General features: G+C 63.5%; 17 protein-coding genes. 9 read left to right on the top strand and 8 right to left on the bottom strand.

Annotated elements, in window-relative coordinates; all coding sequences use genetic code 11:
- The first annotated feature begins 3 nt into the window (after positions 1-3).
- Together OKA05_RS19055 and thiS are read left to right on the top strand one after the other, a co-directional pair.
- The gene (locus OKA05_RS19055; RefSeq protein ID WP_264488778.1) at positions 4-735 is read left to right on the top strand and encodes a hypothetical protein; all 732 of its coding nucleotides are present in this window, start codon (positions 4-6) and stop codon (positions 733-735) included.
- Positions 732-935 (top strand): sulfur carrier protein ThiS, encoded by a 204-nt coding sequence (gene thiS / locus OKA05_RS19050; RefSeq protein ID WP_264488777.1) that lies wholly within the window; start codon positions 732-734, stop codon positions 933-935. The genes OKA05_RS19055 and thiS overlap by 4 nt, the downstream gene beginning before the upstream one ends.
- Positions 936-1,161: 226 nt before the next feature.
- Here thiS and OKA05_RS19045 read toward each other — a convergent pair whose 3' ends face one another.
- Positions 1,162-2,634, bottom strand: a complete 1,473-nt coding sequence (locus OKA05_RS19045) for a sulfatase family protein (RefSeq protein ID WP_264488776.1) — start codon at positions 2,632-2,634, stop codon at positions 1,162-1,164.
- An 88-nt stretch (positions 2,635-2,722) separates the two neighbouring features.
- The gene (locus tag OKA05_RS19040) at positions 2,723-3,481 is read right to left on the bottom strand and encodes an MBL fold metallo-hydrolase (RefSeq protein WP_264488775.1); all 759 of its coding nucleotides are present in this window, start codon (positions 3,479-3,481) and stop codon (positions 2,723-2,725) included.
- Between the two features lie 110 nt (positions 3,482-3,591).
- Here OKA05_RS19040 and OKA05_RS19035 point away from each other — a divergent pair, with 110 nt between their 5' ends.
- From OKA05_RS19035 to OKA05_RS19005, 7 genes are all read left to right on the top strand, one after another.
- Complete coding sequence (locus OKA05_RS19035) at positions 3,592-6,099, top strand: AsmA-like C-terminal region-containing protein (RefSeq protein ID WP_264488774.1); 2,508 nt, start codon at positions 3,592-3,594, stop codon at positions 6,097-6,099.
- Positions 6,100-6,208: 109 nt separating this feature from the next.
- Complete coding sequence (locus OKA05_RS19030) at positions 6,209-6,649, top strand: ElaB/YgaM/YqjD family protein (RefSeq protein WP_264488773.1); 441 nt, start codon at positions 6,209-6,211, stop codon at positions 6,647-6,649.
- A 66-nt stretch (positions 6,650-6,715) separates the two neighbouring features.
- Positions 6,716-7,105 (top strand): phage holin family protein, encoded by a 390-nt coding sequence (locus OKA05_RS19025; RefSeq protein WP_264488772.1) that lies wholly within the window; start codon positions 6,716-6,718, stop codon positions 7,103-7,105.
- The gene (locus tag OKA05_RS19020) at positions 7,075-7,443 is read left to right on the top strand and encodes a hypothetical protein (protein WP_264488771.1); all 369 of its coding nucleotides are present in this window, start codon (positions 7,075-7,077) and stop codon (positions 7,441-7,443) included. Before OKA05_RS19025 ends, OKA05_RS19020 begins: the two co-directional genes overlap by 31 nt.
- Positions 7,444-7,502: 59 nt before the next feature.
- Positions 7,503-8,588, top strand: a complete 1,086-nt coding sequence (locus OKA05_RS19015) for a type IV pilus twitching motility protein PilT (protein WP_264488770.1) — start codon at positions 7,503-7,505, stop codon at positions 8,586-8,588.
- A 19-nt stretch (positions 8,589-8,607) separates the two neighbouring features.
- Positions 8,608-9,717: a type IV pilus twitching motility protein PilT gene (locus tag OKA05_RS19010; protein WP_264488769.1), complete on the top strand. Its 1,110-nt coding sequence runs from the start codon at positions 8,608-8,610 to the stop codon at positions 9,715-9,717.
- Positions 9,718-9,919: 202 nt separating this feature from the next.
- Entirely contained in the window at positions 9,920-11,032 is a 1,113-nt protein-coding gene (locus OKA05_RS19005; RefSeq protein WP_264488768.1) for a hypothetical protein, read from the top strand.
- Here the strand turns inward: OKA05_RS19005 and OKA05_RS19000 are convergent.
- From OKA05_RS19000 to OKA05_RS18975, 6 genes are all read right to left on the bottom strand, one after another.
- On the bottom strand, positions 11,007-11,477 hold the full coding sequence (locus tag OKA05_RS19000; RefSeq protein WP_264488767.1) for a rhodanese-like domain-containing protein: 471 nt from the start codon (positions 11,475-11,477) through the stop codon (positions 11,007-11,009). The genes OKA05_RS19005 and OKA05_RS19000 overlap by 26 nt on opposite strands.
- On the bottom strand, positions 11,474-12,178 hold the full coding sequence (locus tag OKA05_RS18995; protein ID WP_264488766.1) for a DUF1573 domain-containing protein: 705 nt from the start codon (positions 12,176-12,178) through the stop codon (positions 11,474-11,476). The genes OKA05_RS19000 and OKA05_RS18995 overlap by 4 nt, the downstream gene beginning before the upstream one ends.
- A 68-nt stretch (positions 12,179-12,246) precedes the next feature.
- On the bottom strand, positions 12,247-12,948 hold the full coding sequence (locus tag OKA05_RS18990; RefSeq protein ID WP_264488765.1) for a DUF1573 domain-containing protein: 702 nt from the start codon (positions 12,946-12,948) through the stop codon (positions 12,247-12,249).
- Between the two features lie 7 nt (positions 12,949-12,955).
- A complete protein-coding gene (locus tag OKA05_RS18985) occupies positions 12,956-13,462 on the bottom strand; it encodes a hypothetical protein (RefSeq protein WP_264488764.1) in 507 nt (168 codons plus the stop codon).
- Positions 13,459-14,058, bottom strand: coding sequence for a hypothetical protein (locus tag OKA05_RS18980; RefSeq protein WP_264488763.1), 600 nt, complete (start codon positions 14,056-14,058; stop codon positions 13,459-13,461). The genes OKA05_RS18985 and OKA05_RS18980 overlap by 4 nt, the downstream gene beginning before the upstream one ends.
- Entirely contained in the window at positions 14,039-14,713 is a 675-nt protein-coding gene (locus OKA05_RS18975) for an RNA polymerase sigma factor (RefSeq protein ID WP_264488762.1), read from the bottom strand. Before OKA05_RS18975 ends, OKA05_RS18980 begins: the two co-directional genes overlap by 20 nt.
- Positions 14,714-14,784 lie beyond the last annotated feature (71 nt).

Raw genomic sequence — 14,784 nt, 5'->3', positions numbered from 1 at the left:
GCAATGTTCCGGAAACTGCTCATCGCCCTGCATCTGGCGGGAGCCGCGCTGTCGGTGGCACTGTTCGTGTCCACCTTCGTGGCGAAGGGCGTGATCACGTCGAAGGCCCGCGCGGCCGCCATCGAGAAGTCACGAGGGGCTTCCGATCCTCTCGCTACCAGGCTGCAGGAAACGCTGGAGCGTCCGGTGCTTGGAAAACTGATCCGCGGCAAGGTCCGCGAACGCCTTGAGTCCGAGCTGGCCGATTACCGGGCTGCTCCTGAGGATTGGTTAGGCCGCCTCGCGGAGGGTGGGGCAGAGCGCGCGAAGGCATTTGATTTCCCGGAGATCGATCACCCGCTGGCCCGCAAGGCGGTGGACTCGCTCATCTCAGGAGTTTCCGATCTGAGGAGACGCCTGGAGGATAGCTACCGCAGCCTGATCTTCGACCTGCGACTGTTTGCTGCGACCAATCTGGTCGCCTTCGTTCTGGCGGCGTTCCTTGCGCGGGTCGCGGCGACTCCGCGGGCCCGGCACTGGCTGCTCGGCTACTCCTTCGTGATGTTGCTCGCCTTCGCCGCGTCGATCTTCCTCTACGTGGATCAAAACTGGACTTGGAATATCCTGCGCAACAACCACATGGGCTGGGGATACCCGGCCGTGCTCGGCGTGATCACGCTCTACGGCATCATCCGGATTACTCCCGAGCTTTTCCTTTCACGGCCTCCGGCCTCGACCCATCCCGGCGAATCATGAACCTCGTCATCAACGGCAGTTCCCGCAGTTTCGACGCGGCCGCCTTCACCGTTTCCTCGCTGCTTGATGCCCTCGGCCTCGGTGGCAAGCCGGTCGTCGTGGAACTCGACCGTGAGCCGGTCTTTCCCGCCGACTACGCCATCACCGCGGTGGGCAATGGCGCGAACATCGAGATCGTGACCATCGCGGCGGGAGGGTAGTCCACAGTTCACCTTCCGAGTTCGGCCCGGATCTGATCCCAAGTCCTAGCGGCAGAAGGATCGCGTTTCATCTCTTCGATCCGTTGCCACGCTTCGCTGGAGCCCTCGTCCGTATCGGCTGCGAAAGGCGCCTGCTGATACTGCGAAGGATTCAATGCTGCTTTCTGAATCTCCTCACTATCCATGGAAGCAGCGTATCGGCGACTCTCCTGCGAGACGACTTGATTCAGCGAACCGCTTCCAGCTTCGCCTTCAGTTCGGCGACTTTCTCGGGATGAGCCGTTGCGACATTGGTCTTCTCGCCGGGATCCTTGGAGAGGTCGAAGAGCTGGCCGGTGGGCTCGTTGCCGAGTTCGGTGTCGGTGGCCTTGCTGCGCTTCGCGCCCTGACCCGCGGGGATGAACTTCCAGTCACCGGACCGGATGGCGAGTTGGCCGGCGTGCTCGATGACTTCGTCGCGACCCTTTTCCGACTCGCCGAGCAGGGCTGCCGACAAGTCGTGACTGTCCGGGAAGCTTGCCTCCGCGCCGGCGATGGCGGCGAAGGTCTTCGGGAAATCGATCTGGCTGATCACGGCAGCGCTGGTCTTGCCGGGCTTCACGCGGGCCGGCCAGCGGGCGATGGTGGGCACGCGGGTGCCGCCTTCGTAGAGGCTGTACTTGCCGCCGCGGAATGGCCCCGCGGGCTTGTGGGTGCCCAGTTCCTTCACGGCCTCATCCTTGTAGCCGTCGTCGATGACCGGGCCATTGTCGCTGGTGAGGACGACCAGCGTGTTCTCTGCGAGCCTGAGCTCATCCAGTGCCTTGAGCACCTCGCCGACCTGCCAGTCGGCTTGGACGATGACGTCGCCGCGCGGTCCCATGGTGGTCTTGCCGACGAAGCGCGGGTGGGGGACCCGCGGGACGTGGGGATCGTGAAGGGCGAAGTAGAGGAAGAACGGCTTGTCCTTAGATTCGCGGATGAATCGCACCGCCTGCGCTGAGAAATGGTCGGCCATGTCCTCGTCCTTCCACAGGGCCTTGGTGCCGCCTTTCATGTAGCCGATCCGGCCGATGCCATTGATCACCGCCATGTTGTGGCCGTGGCTCCAGTCGAGCTTCAGGTCCTGGCGATGGCTGACACCCGTCGGCAGACCGGGGAAGGGGGTCTTGTAGGAGACTTCGATCGGGTCGGCGGGGTCGAGGTTCACCACCTTGCCATCCTCGACATACACGCAGGGCACGCGATCGCCGGTGGCGGCCATGATGTGGGAGAAGTCGAAGCCGACGGCATTCGGCGACCGTTCGATCGGCTGGTTCCAATTCACGCCTTCCTGGCCGCCGAGACCGAGGTGCCACTTGCCGACGACGCCGGTGCGATAGCCCGCCTTCTTCAGTGCTCCCGGCAGCGTCGGTTGGGCGGGATCGATGATCAGCGCGGCATCGCCGGGCAAGATCCCGGTGCCCTCCTGGCGCCACGCGTATTTGCCGGTGAGCAGGGAAAAGCGAGACGGAGTGCAGGTCGCGGAGGTCGCGTAGCCGGCGGTGAAATTGATCCCTTCCTTGGCGATGCGGTCGATGTTCGGCGTCTGCACGGCGGTCGCGCCATTGCACGAGACATCGCCGAATCCCAAGTCGTCCGCGTAGATCAGGACGATGTTCGGCTTCTCCGCCGCGATCAGCGCGAGGGGAAGGAAGGAGAGTAAAGCAGTCAGTTTCACGGGTGAAAAATACGGATTGATGACGGTATTCAGTCAACAATTTGCCCGGGTGTCGTGGTGTGACCAGAAATCGCGAGTGGCGATTCACTTAATCCCACCAGCCGCAAGTCCGGTCCTGTTCGGCGCAGACGATTTCCACGCTCGCAAGACTTCCTCTCACCGCCGTGGCGGCGGCGACCGGACAATTGCAGTCGCGGCTGAGGTGGCCGAGAACCACCCGGCGCAGGCCGTTGGCAGCCAGGTCGGCGACCAAGGCGGCCGTCTGGGCATTGGAAAGGTGGCCGTGGCGCGAGGAAATCCGCTGCTTGGTGGACCATGGGCGCTTGGTGTCCGCCTCCAGCAGGGCGTCGTCGTAGTTCGCCTCCACAAACAACGCGTTGACGCCGCGGAGGCGCTCCGAAATGAGCTTGGTGACGTGGCCGGTGTCGCTCAACAGGCCGAAGGATTTCTCCTCGTGGCGGAAGACGAAGCCGACCGGCTCCACCGCATCGTGCGGTACGGCAAATGATTGGACGGACAGGCCGTTAAAGTGGAACTGGGCGCCGGATTCGAAGATTTTCCACGAACCGGCCTCGATACCGCCGTCACGAATCAGTCGGGTGGTGGATGGAGTGGCGTAGATCGGAGCGGACAGTTGCTTCATCAGCACACGCAGGCCGCGGACGTGGTCGCCGTGCTCATGGGTCAGCAGGACGGCGCTGATGCTGGCGGGCTCAATGCCGCTGGCCTTCATCCGGTCGGTCAGTTGCTTGGCCGAAAGTCCGGCATCGACAAGCAGGCGCATGCCGCCGGCCTCGACGACCGTCGCATTCCCCCCGCTGCCGCTGCCCAGAACGATGAACCGCACGAGCGGGAAGAAAAAGTTCCGGGGGAGAAGTGCAAGTGCCAAAGTGCTCCGTAGCGATTGCCTTTCTTGGCACTTGGAACTTTGACCTTGGAACGTCATTCTCCCGGGGCGTGAGGCGCATCCGCATCATTCACAAAGTCCGGACGTTGCTGGCGCTGCTGGTGTTCGCCGGGCTGCTGGCGGCGGCGGGTGCCCTGTGGTGGGCGAATCAGACCGGTCTGCCGGATTCGTGGCGCGGCGAGATCGAAAAGGCGCTGGCAAAGCAGGGGCTGCACGCGGACATCGCGGGTCTGCGATACTGGCCGCTGCAGGGGGTCGAGGCCGATGAGGTGACGATCTATGGAGACGCGACCCACCAGCGGGTGCTGGCACGGTTGCGGGAGGTCATGGTGGATGTGGATCGGACCAAGCTGGCGCGCGGCGAAGTCCGCGTGGAGCGCTTGGATTTGAAGGGCGGATCGCTGTCGCTGCCGGCCGATCCGGAGGACCCACAGTCGAAGGTGCTGGAAGTGGAGAATGCCAGCGGCCGGGTGCTGATGCCGGGGGGGCGGCGCTTCGAGGTGATCAATGCCAAGGGCGAGGTCAAAGGGATCCAACTGGAGTTTGAAGCGCTGATTCTGGGCTACCGCCAGCGGCCGCCGGGCACGCCGTTCGAGAACGAACAGGCACGTGCCTACCGGCGCAAACAACTGACCCGCGTGATTGATCTGTTAGACCCGTGGCAGTTCGATGCCGCCGCGCCGCCGGTGATCCGGCTACGGGTGGAAGGCGATCTGGATGACCCGAAGACGGTGCGCGCCGATGTCTTCGTGAAAAGCGGGGCCTTGGAGCATGGTGGCGTGTCCCTGAAAAAGTTCGAAGCGAAGGGCGAGATGCGCGGCCGCTTGCTGGTGCTGGAGTCGCTGCATCTGGAGGACGAAGGCGGGTCCCTGGCGGGCCGAATGGAATACGACATGGCGGACCGGTCGGGACGCTTCGAGGCGAATTCGAATCTGGAATTGCCGGTTCTTTTGAAGGAGTTCGATGCGCCGGGCTGGCTCGATCAGGTGAGCTTCCAGGCGCGGCCACAGCTATCGGCGCGGGGCGACTTCAAGTGGCCGGAGAACGGCAAGCCATCGATCCATGTGACCGGGCACCTGATGGCGGAGCACCTCCGCTTCCAAGGGCACTCGGCGTCGCGGGTGGAGACCGATGTCGCATGGAATGGCGCGAATGTGTTCCTCGACAATTTGGTGGTGACACGGCCGGACGGCACGCTCCGCGGGCGTCTGCTCGCGAAGCCGGACATGATTCGCTACGACGTCTCGACGGACTTGCGGATGGGCGTGTGGCAGGGCTTCTTCGACAAGCATCCGCTGGGGAAGGTGCTCGCGGATTTCAAGGACCGGGACGACACCAAGGTCGACGCGCACGTGACCGGACGCATCAACCGGAATGACAAGCACGACTGGACCGCGAAGGGCGAAGTGCGGGCGACCCACATGGCCTACAAGGGCACGCCATTTCGCGAGGGGAGTGTGAAGATGAACCTCAATCACGACTTCCTGGATTTCACCGAAGGCGAGGTGGAATTCGACTACGCGAACTACGCCATGAGGAAGGAGCACGGCGGCCCCATGACCGGTCGTGCGAAGGTCGAGCGAGTGCGTTGGGACCGCGAGCCGGCGACAATCACGCTGGACGGGATCGAGGGGAATTTCTGGCCGGCACCGGTGCTCCGCTGCTTCTTGCCCAAGGTGGCCGATAATTTGGAGGAGTATCGCTTCCACACCACGCCGAAGTTGAGCGGGGGAGGTGTGATCGGGCTTTTCGAGCGCGGCTCGGGGAAGACGGATTTCCGCGTGAATGGCAGCACCGCGGGACTGGTGTCCTACCGCTTTGTGGGCAAGGATCTGCTGCTCTCCGGCCTGAAGACGAAGGTCCAGGTAAAGCCCCGCATGACGGAGGTGCGGGACCTGACCTTCGACCTGTTCGATGGACCGGTCAGAGGGAAATTCGACATCCTGCCGGGTGAAGGCCGGACGCGGGTGAAGGGGGAGCTGGACTGGACCCGGCTGAGCATGCCGGAGCTATCGGCGGCTTGCGGGTTCGAGAAAAAGGCCAAGGGATTTGTCACGGGACGGATTGAGTTCGACCACCATGGCGAAGCGGCGGCAGGCTTGAACGGGGAGGGGTTGATCGCCTTGGAGGAGGGCGAGTTGTTCGCCGTGCCGATTTTCGGTCCGCTGTCGCCGGTGCTGTCAGCGGTATTGGCCAGCCGGAAGGCGGGATTTCAGGAGGCCAAGGATGCGTTTTGTACTTTCAGCGTGAAGGAGGGGGTGATGCGCACCGACGATTTCCTGACGACCACGCCCTCGCTGGTGTTCACGGGGGACGCGACCGCCGACCTGAACCGGCTGACCTTGGAAATGACGATTCGGATGAATGCGCGCGGCCTGCTGGGGGTGATCACCCTGCCGCTAAAGCCATTTTACGGGCTCTTCCAGTTCCGCGGCATCGGGCCGCTGAAGGAGCCGAAGTGGGACAATGTGATGTTCACCTCGCCGCCGGAAAGCGAGAAGGAGCGCCTGCTGGCACCTCCGCGGGCACGCGATGTGAGGCCGGTGGAGGCGCGTTGAGCGGGGCATTTTCTGGCAGATCCTTCCTTGCGCGAGGCTGACAACAGTGCCAGCGTTTTTCCAAGCGCGTAGCGCTCCCATTTCCATCTAACTCCAATCCATTCCTGTCATGTCCGATCCATTTGCCAACGCCGGTTCCCTCGATCCTGAAGCGGGTTTCACCACTGGTCCGTCCGTCGGCCAAGCGGCCAACGACCTCCGCGCCGCCGCCGGTGAAAAGGCCAAGGAATTCGCCCATCAGGCGGGCGACCAAGCCAAGGCCATCAAGGAGCGCGCGGTCGAGACCGTGCAGCACTTCCGCGATGTCGCCAGCGAGAAGGCCCTCGCCTTCAAGAGCGCCGCGGCCGACAAGGCCGAGAACCTCAAGACCGTGGCCTCGGAAAAAGCCCGCGAATTCCGCAGTGTCGCGGACGATCAGTGGCGCGAGACCCGGGTGAAGGCCAAGGAACTGCACATCACCACCGAGGACTACATCCGCCAGCACCCGACCCGCTGCGTGCTCGGGGCGCTTGGCGTGGGCTTCCTCATCGGCCTGATTGCCCGCCGCTGAAACCCGGTGCTGCCCTCTGCCGCGGAGCGCGCCTGACCGCAGGCGCGGCCGCGGCCCTTTGATCTCATGAGTGATGCCCCCGATCCCGAGGCCCGGCCGGCCTCATCCTGGCGAAAGTCCGCCGTGGAGTTTGTCTCCGCACGGATGGAACTTCTCGCCTTGGAGTCCCGCGAGGCAGGTCAGCAAGCAGCCCGGAAGGGCGTGATGGCCGGGATCGTCGCCGGCTGTGCGATGACCGCTTGGCTTGCTGGTGTGGCCGGCTTGATCGGCTGGGTTGCCGCTGCGGGCGACTTTCCGTGGCACTTCGTCGCACTTGGAGCCGCCGTGCTGAATCTGGTCATCGCGGGGATCATCGTGGCGGTGCTGCGCCGCCCGACACCGCCGATGTTTTCGATTTCCAAAGCTGAACTGCTCAAGGACCGCCAATGGCTGCTGAACCTGAAAGACAAGCCCTGATCGCCCGGATCGCCGCCTCTCGCACCACCGTAGGGCACGAGTTTGCGGTGCTGCGTCACCGTCTGGATGTTCCGGCGCGGGTGAAGGATTCCGTGATGTCCAAGCCGCTGGCCTGGTTCGGCGGCTCGCTGGGTGCCGGTCTGCTGGCGAGTTTCCTGTTCAAGGGCCGCAAGTCGTCGTCCGAGCCCGTGCCGGAAAAGGTGGTGCGCCGTAGCCTCTGGAGTCTGGCCATCGGCGGAGCCTTCACTTTGGCCCGTCCCGCCCTGCAGACATGGGCCATGAATGAACTCCGCAAGCGCTTTGTGATACCCGGTAATGACAACGTCCGGTCGCGCTGAATCACAGTCAGAATTCCCCCTTCCCAACCCCGGATCTTCCCGCTCTAACCCAAGCCCGCATGTCGTCCGAACACCGCGTCCTAGATCACGTCGATGAATACCTCCGGCTGGGCCGGCAATACGATTGTTCCGACGTTCACCTTGCAACCGCTTTCCCGCCGGCGTGGCGCCGGTTCGGCCAGCTCCTGCCGATCTGGCATGACCACGAGCCGCTCGCCGCGGAGGAGACCGAGCGCCTTGCCCGCTCTTTCCTCGGAGACAAGGAATGGAACCGCCTCCAGGAGAAGGGTGACGTCGACTTCGCCTACTCGAATCCCGAGGGCCGCTTCCGCGCTTCCGTGGTCAAGCAGCGCCTCGGCTACGACATGGTTTTCCGGATCATCAACACGCAGCTCAAGACGATGGAGGAGATCAATCTCCCCGTGGAGCACTTGACGCCGCTGACCCGCTATCACAACGGCCTGATTCTCGTCACCGGTGCCGTCGGCTCCGGCAAATCGACGACGCTCGCGGCGCTCGTCGACTTCATCAATAGGGACCGCGAGGACCACATCCTGACGCTGGAAGACCCGATCGAGTATGTCTTCGAATCGAAGGGCTGCCACGTCAACCAACGCGAGGTGCACACCCATACCGAGTCGTTCGCCAAAGCCCTGCGTGGTGCTTTGCGGGAAGATCCGGACGTGATCATGGTGGGTGAAATGCGCGACCTCGAGACGATCTCGCTGGCGCTCACCGCGGCGGAGACCGGTCACTTGGTGCTCGGCACGCTCCACACCGGTAACGCACCCCGGACCCTTGACCGTGTGCTCGACGTGTTCCCGGTCGATCAGCGCGAACAGATCCGCATCATGGTCTCGGAGTCGCTGCGCGGCGTCCTATCCCAACAGCTCGTTCCGCGCGCCGATGGCAATGGACGGGTGATGGCGCTCGAGCTTCTGGTCAACACCGCCGCCGTCTCCGCGACCATCCGCGACGGCAAGACCTTCATGCTCCCGGGCATCATGCAGACCGGCAAGAACGTCGGCATGATCACCATGGACGAGTCCCTCCGCAAACTCTACATCAAGGGGTTGATCACGCAGGAAGAAGCGCTCTTCCGCAGCGAGGACAAGATCCAGATGCGCACTTTCTTCCAATCCTGATTTCGACCGGAAAATTCCCATGGCCCGCATCGACACGCTTTTCCAATACCTCGTCGCCAACCGGGGTTCCGACCTTCACCTGGCCGAAGGCCAGCCGCCGAAAACCCGTGTTCACGGGTCGGTGACCCCCATCCCCGACCAGCCGGTGATGCATGGGCCGGAGTTGAGGCAAATGCTTGAGGAAATCTGCGACCCCAAGGCTTTCGAGAGGTATCTCGAAACCGGTGACCTCGACTTCGCCTACGCGATGGACGAGGACTCGCGCTTCCGCTGCAACTATCTGAAGCAAAACAACGGCCTCGGCGCGGTCTTCCGGTTGATCCCCACCGAGATCATGTCGCTCGAGTCGCTGGGCGTGCCGGAGGTGGTGAAGCAGTTCGGCCACATCCGTTCCGGCCTGGTCCTGGTGACAGGTCCGACCGGATCCGGCAAGTCCACCACGCTTGCCGCGCTGCTGGACTACATCAACATCAACTTCAACCGGCACATCATCACCGTTGAGGAGCCGATCGAGTTCGTGCACCGCAACAAGAAGTCGATCATCACGCAGCGCGAGGTGCCGATCCAGACACCGTCCTTCTCGGATGGTCTGCGTGCCGCGCTCCGTGAGGATGCGGACATCGTGCTCGTCGGCGAAATGCGCGACCTCGAAACGATCTCGCTGGCGCTAACGGCTGCGGAGACCGGCCTGCTGGTGTTCGGCACCCTGCACACGAACAACGCGCGCAAGACGGTCGACCGTATCATCGACGTGTTCCCGTCGGACCAGCAGTCGCAGGTGCGCACCATGCTCGCGGCCTCGCTGCGCGGGGTGCTGGCGCAGCTCCTGTGCAAGCGCAGTGACAAGCCGGGCCGCGTGGCGGTGCACGAGATCATGTTCGCGACGCCGGCCGTGGCCGCGATCATCCGTGAAGGTGCCACCCAGAAGCTCTATGACGTCATCACCGGCGGCAAGGGCGAGGGGATGCAGTTCATGGACGAGGCGATCTGGCAGAAGCTCCAGGCCAACATAATTTCTCCCGAGGAAGCCTACATGAAGGCGATCGACAAATCGCGCTTCAAGAAGTTCCTGCCCGAGAAGTCTACCCACCTTGGCGATGCTTCCGGCGAGAGCCCGATGGACCATTGAGTGCCCGGCGGGGCAGGCGACCGTTGACGCTATCGGGCACTTCCGGTAGCGTCCCGCACGTCGGATACTCACCTCCCTGATGGTTCCTGCTGCCTCGATCATTTTCCACTGCCCCCATTGTCAGGTTCGTCTGAACGTGCCGGCACGATTGGCGGGAGTGTCGGGGCCTTGTCCGAAATGCCGGGAGGCGATCACCGCCCCGATGGAGTCGGAAGAGGATCCCGAGCCACCGGTGGCAATCGAGGCGCCACTGGTTCCGGAAGGCCCGAAGATCCGGCCTGAGCCGCGACAGTTGCCGGAGCGCGGTCACCCTGCACCGATCTCCCCGAAACGCACCACTGCCGACGATGGGTTGAGGCCACGCGAGGTCACTTACCTTTCGCGCGGCTCACGCCCGCGGAGAGTATTCCATTCGCTACTGCCGGCCTCCTTCATCGCCGCGGCCGGCGTGCTGGTTTATCTGCTGCTGTACTTCTATTACCCCGATGGCCCGGTGCGCAGGCTCAAGGATGCGGAGGCTCCACTGGTCATCGCATCGCGAGGCGAGCAACCGGCGGCAAGGATCCCGTCGCCCACACTAGGTCGTGGAGGGGAGAGCAAGATAACGGTCGAGGAAGCGCCGGCTCCTCCGACACAGGGGTCAGCGGTCGATGAGATCTCGCCCGCTGTCGCCGCGAACAACCTGCTCGACGCCTTTTTGAAGGCGAAGGACGCCGCCACCCGGGCGGAGATGGTCGAACCGGAAGCGAGTGCTCAGGAGTTGGAGAAAACGCTTCTGAAAGGACCCTTGGCCGAGGTGTCGCAGGTCTTCTCGGACTTGCCGCGGGAGAACTCGCTGGAGGGCTTCACCGACTATCCTTACCGGGTCTCTTTCTTTGTCGCGGGCCGGCCGAATACCGACTTCGCCGTGCTGGTTCGCCAGCGGGGCAATCAGCCGCCCAAGGTCTTTTTGCCTGCCTTCCTCGATCTCGTCGGCGGGCGGCTGGCGGCTTTCACCCGGCAGCCGAACAACCACGACCCGGCGCGGTTCCATGTGATCCTGGAGCCGGTGATAGGCTGCCACGAGGACGGCATCCCGAATGCCGACCGCAAGTTCACGCTCAAACTGCTCTCCAGCAATTTCGGCAAGGAAACCGCCCGCTCCTACTGTGGGAACCACTCACGCTTCCGCGAAATGGTGGAGAAGCCGGACTATCCGATCCGCTGGGGAATTCGCGTGCCTGCCACCGTGACCATCCAGTGGAATCACAAGGAGGATCCCACGATGCCTTATCTCGAGCTGATCGATATCAATTCGCCGGACTGGAATCCTTGACCAGACCGGCGTGCTTCAGGGCGTCCCAGCCGCCGTGGAGCGCACGGACTTCCGGGATGAAGCCGAGACCTTTCAGCCGCTTCGCGACTTCCTTGCTGGTCCCGCAGCCAGCGCTGCCGCAATAGACCAGCGCGCGTTGGGCGGTGCCCAGCTTTTCGAGCGAGGCCTCCACCTGCTCGTCGAACGAGGTCTCGCCGGTGAGCGTGAGCGGGACCGAGCCCGCGATGCCATTGAGCTTCCACTCCGCGGCAGGCCGCGCATCGACCCACAGGAAGGAACCGGCCGGCCACTCGGCTTGGACGGTGGCAAGACAGATTTCCTCCGGGGCAATCTTGGCGGGATCGCACACCACCGCCCGTGACGGTGGCCCGGCGATTTTCCAAGTGGCCAGCGCCGCGAGCGAGGCGCAGGCAAGCACCAGGGCCAGTTCGGTTGCCGTTCTCATGGTGCCTTCACGGCCGCGGCTGAATCCTTCTTGGCCAGCGGCTGGCGGACCACCATGAACACCCTTTGGGAGCGGTGGCGGTCAAACTTGCAGTCGGTTTCCAGATGAACCACGCCCATGCCGACCTTTTCGGTGGATGCCGGGGTGATCACGATCTCGTATTTCTTGCCCTCCTCGATGGTCTTGAGCTCTTGCTTGAAGCGTGGATCGGCACCGGTCATCGAGAGGATCTTGATCGGCTCGGTGTGCTTCATCGTCACCGTGACGGTCTTGGGCTCCGGCTTGCTGCCGACATCCCACATCAGGGACTTTGGCTCCACCTCCACCAGGGCGGGAACGACGATATGGCTGGTGAGGGTGACGGAAGGATGGTTTGCGGCGTCTCCCTTGATGTAGATGGCAACGGCCTTGTCCATCGTACCCGGGACCATCCCCAAATCGAAGGCAATCCGCACGGTGCCGGTCTCGCCCGGCTTGTAGGTCATCTTCGAGTCCTTCACTCCGACCGTCGCGCAGGGGCAGCCCGCGTCGTATTTCTCGATCGAGGCGTCGCTGTCGCTTTCATTCTTGAAGTCGAAATCGACGGTGACCGTCTTCTGGTCGTTCTCGACCACGGCGTCCTTCCTGGTTTTTTCGAACTTCAGCGTGCCAGCCGCGAGTGGCAGGCAGGCGGCGAGCCAGCAGATCAGCAGGACTTTCATGGCGGGACTATTGGCGCTTGGATGGACGTGGCGCAAGCCCCGGGGTGCTGATCAAGCGGCCATCGCCCTCATTTTGCCGCAGGGGCGACTTGGCCGGGCGTGGGCGCGGGCTGGCGGACGAGCATGTAAACCGGGCGGGAGGGACGACGGTCGGACGCGGCGTCGGTCTCGACCTGGAGCACGCCCATGCCGGGCTTTTCGGTCGAGAGGGGCGTAATGACAATTTCGTATTTCTTGCCCTCCACGATCGTTTTCTGCTCCCGCTTGAACCGGGAATCGGTGCCGGACAGGGGAAGGAGCTTGATCGGCTCGCTGCCGTTCATGGTCACCGTGACCGTCTTCGGCTCCGGATTGTCACCCACCTCCCAGATCACTGACTTGGGCTCAAGCTCCACGAGAACGGGAATGATGATGCGGGTGGTGAGCTTGATGGAAGGATGGTCTTCCCGGTCGCCCTTGAGATAGATCGAAACGAATTTATCGACGGTCTCAGGAACCTTTCCCAAGTCGAAGACGATGCGGATGGTGCCGCTTTCGCCGGGTTTGTAAGCGAGCTTCGAGTCCTTCACGCCAACGGCAGCACAGGGGCAGTCCGCGGCGTGTTTCTCGATCACGACGTCGCTGGCGCTGCCGTTCTTGAAGGGGAAGTCGACGGTGGCGGTCTTCTGGTCATCTCCGATCGTGACCTCCTTCGTGGTCTCGTCGAACTTGAGAGTAGCGGCGACGAGCGGCAGGCAGCAGGCGAACCAGCAGATCAACAGGGCTCTCATGGCGGGACTACTTGCCCTTGGCAGGCGGCGGCGCAAGTTCCGCGGCGATGATCAGTCGCCCGCCGCGCCATTCCGGACCCAGCACCAGCAGTGGCTTGCCGGGCTCCATGGCGGCGTCCGTTTTGAGAATCTTTTTACGGCTCAGCCACAATTCGATGTCGAGGCGGCGACGCCGTTCCTTTGACAAGATGCTCTGGGCCTCGAAGCGCAGCAGGATCTCGTCGCTGGGCGGCAACGGCTGGGCCCAGTTCTCATAGCTCCGGAACAGCGGCTTGGTGTCCTTGCCGAGTTCCAGATAGTGGGTGAATTTCAGCTTCTGCTCACCGGCGAGCCGCTTGACGATTGCCGGGTCCGCTGCCTTCGCCCGTTGGCCGGCCGCGGAAGCATTGCCGTTGGTGCCCTGGTACACGGTTACAGTGACCATGCCGATCACGTCCTTGCCCGGGTCCGCCTGCGCAGCGGAAAGACCGCAGCCGGCTAACCAGAGAAGGCTAATCAGATCGCGGCGATTCATCGGGTCGGCGGATCGATGTCGGCGGTGGATTCGCCGGGAGTCCGACCGGTGGCGGCAGTATCGGGCACTTCGAAGCTGTCAGGGATGGCTGCCACCCCATCGAGCACGATGACCATGGCGTCGGCCGACGCGGAGGCGAAATAGTCGGCTTTCACACCTCTCTCCGGGGTGTAGAGGACCGGCACTGACGCCACGGATACCGGAGCCAGGGTGTTCGGGGCAGCGACATTGACGGCTGGCGGCGTGATTCGCGTGCCAGCCCAGAAGCAAAGGACCATCCCCGCCACCGCGGTCGCGGGAAGGAACCAGCGCCAGGTTTTTCCGGGCGTCTGGACCATGGGCGCAACCGGTGCGGCAGCCGCGGCTTCGCGTCCGATCTCGCGGGCGATCCGGGCGTTGAAAAATTCGGCGTAGGGCGGCTCCTCGGTGGCCGGCAGGGTTCCCCTCAAGAGGGCCTTCATCTGCCGTGCCTGTTCGCGCCGCTCCAACCACTCCGGCTGCGTGGCAGCCCAAGCGTCCACTGCGGCAAGCGCGTCGGCGTCGAGTTCGTCTTCCACCCAGAGGGCGAGCCGTTCTTCATCGGGAGTCGTATTCATCCTTCAGGAGGGTTTGGAGTTTTTGGCGGGCGTAGAAGAGTCGGCTCATCACGGTGCCCAGGGAGCATTCCATGACGTCGGCGATTTCCTTATACGCGAGACCTTGCACGTCTTTCAGGATTACTGCCTCGCGGTGCTCAGGAGAAAGCTTGGCGAGGGCTGCTTCGATCTTACCACGGAGTTCGTCGCCGGCCAGCGCGTCGTCCGGGCTGCGGGATTCTGTGGGAGTTGCCACCGCGGCCGGATCGATGCGGTCGCGGGCGAAAGTCTCGTCGTTGATCTCGTCCCCCCCCTCTGGCCGGCGACGGCGAGTGAAGTCGTAGACCGCGTTGTGAGCGATCCGGTAGAGCCAGGTCGAGAAGCGTGCCTTGGCCTCGAAGCGCGGCAGGGCCTGCCACGCCTTGATGAAGACCTCTTGGGAGAGGTCCCAGGCATCTGTCTCGTTTTTGACCATATTGCGGATCATGGCGTAAATTCTTCCTCGATGCCGGGTGACCAGCAGGTCGTAGGCCTTCATGTGGCCCGCTTGCGCGCGCTTCACGAGGGCTTCGTCCTCTGCCTCCTCCATAGGTTCTCCCGGCATCCCGGAAGCTGCCCGGCCGGAGTCGGCTGGTCCCAGCAGGCGGTTGGACGTGAGACGCTGGAAGAAATTCATCGGAAAAATGCCGCGCCGCACGATGGCGGGGGCTGCTAGGGCTGGCAACAGGATTCCCCGGGACTGGGGGA

It is taken from the genome of Luteolibacter arcticus (assembly GCF_025950235.1).
Classification (GTDB): Bacteria; Verrucomicrobiota; Verrucomicrobiia; order Verrucomicrobiales; family Akkermansiaceae; genus Haloferula; species Haloferula arctica.
This window is presented reverse-complemented; position numbering and strand designations above follow the sequence as displayed.

What these genes read in the sequence shown, in the direction of transcription:
- OKA05_RS19055 (WP_264488778.1), top strand. Translation starts at nt 4, where the DNA reads ATGTTCCGGAAACTGCTCATCGCCCTGCATCTGGCGGGAGCCGCGCTG.
- thiS (WP_264488777.1), top strand. Translation starts at nt 732, where the DNA reads ATGAACCTCGTCATCAACGGCAGTTCCCGCAGTTTCGACGCGGCCGCC.
- OKA05_RS19030 (WP_264488773.1), top strand. Translation starts at nt 6,209, where the DNA reads ATGTCCGATCCATTTGCCAACGCCGGTTCCCTCGATCCTGAAGCGGGT.
- OKA05_RS19025 (WP_264488772.1), top strand. Translation starts at nt 6,716, where the DNA reads ATGAGTGATGCCCCCGATCCCGAGGCCCGGCCGGCCTCATCCTGGCGA.
- OKA05_RS19020 (WP_264488771.1), top strand. Translation starts at nt 7,075, where the DNA reads ATGGCTGCTGAACCTGAAAGACAAGCCCTGATCGCCCGGATCGCCGCC.
- OKA05_RS19015 (WP_264488770.1), top strand. Translation starts at nt 7,503, where the DNA reads ATGTCGTCCGAACACCGCGTCCTAGATCACGTCGATGAATACCTCCGG.
- OKA05_RS19010 (WP_264488769.1), top strand. Translation starts at nt 8,608, where the DNA reads ATGGCCCGCATCGACACGCTTTTCCAATACCTCGTCGCCAACCGGGGT.
- OKA05_RS19005 (WP_264488768.1), top strand. Translation starts at nt 9,920, where the DNA reads ATGGAGTCGGAAGAGGATCCCGAGCCACCGGTGGCAATCGAGGCGCCA.
- OKA05_RS19000 (WP_264488767.1), bottom strand. Translation starts at nt 11,477, where the DNA reads ATGAGAACGGCAACCGAACTGGCCCTGGTGCTTGCCTGCGCCTCGCTC.
- OKA05_RS18995 (WP_264488766.1), bottom strand. Translation starts at nt 12,178, where the DNA reads ATGAAAGTCCTGCTGATCTGCTGGCTCGCCGCCTGCCTGCCACTCGCG.
- OKA05_RS18990 (WP_264488765.1), bottom strand. Translation starts at nt 12,948, where the DNA reads ATGAGAGCCCTGTTGATCTGCTGGTTCGCCTGCTGCCTGCCGCTCGTC.
- OKA05_RS18985 (WP_264488764.1), bottom strand. Translation starts at nt 13,462, where the DNA reads ATGAATCGCCGCGATCTGATTAGCCTTCTCTGGTTAGCCGGCTGCGGT.
- OKA05_RS18980 (WP_264488763.1), bottom strand. Translation starts at nt 14,058, where the DNA reads ATGAATACGACTCCCGATGAAGAACGGCTCGCCCTCTGGGTGGAAGAC.
- OKA05_RS18975 (WP_264488762.1), bottom strand. Translation starts at nt 14,713, where the DNA reads ATGAATTTCTTCCAGCGTCTCACGTCCAACCGCCTGCTGGGACCAGCC.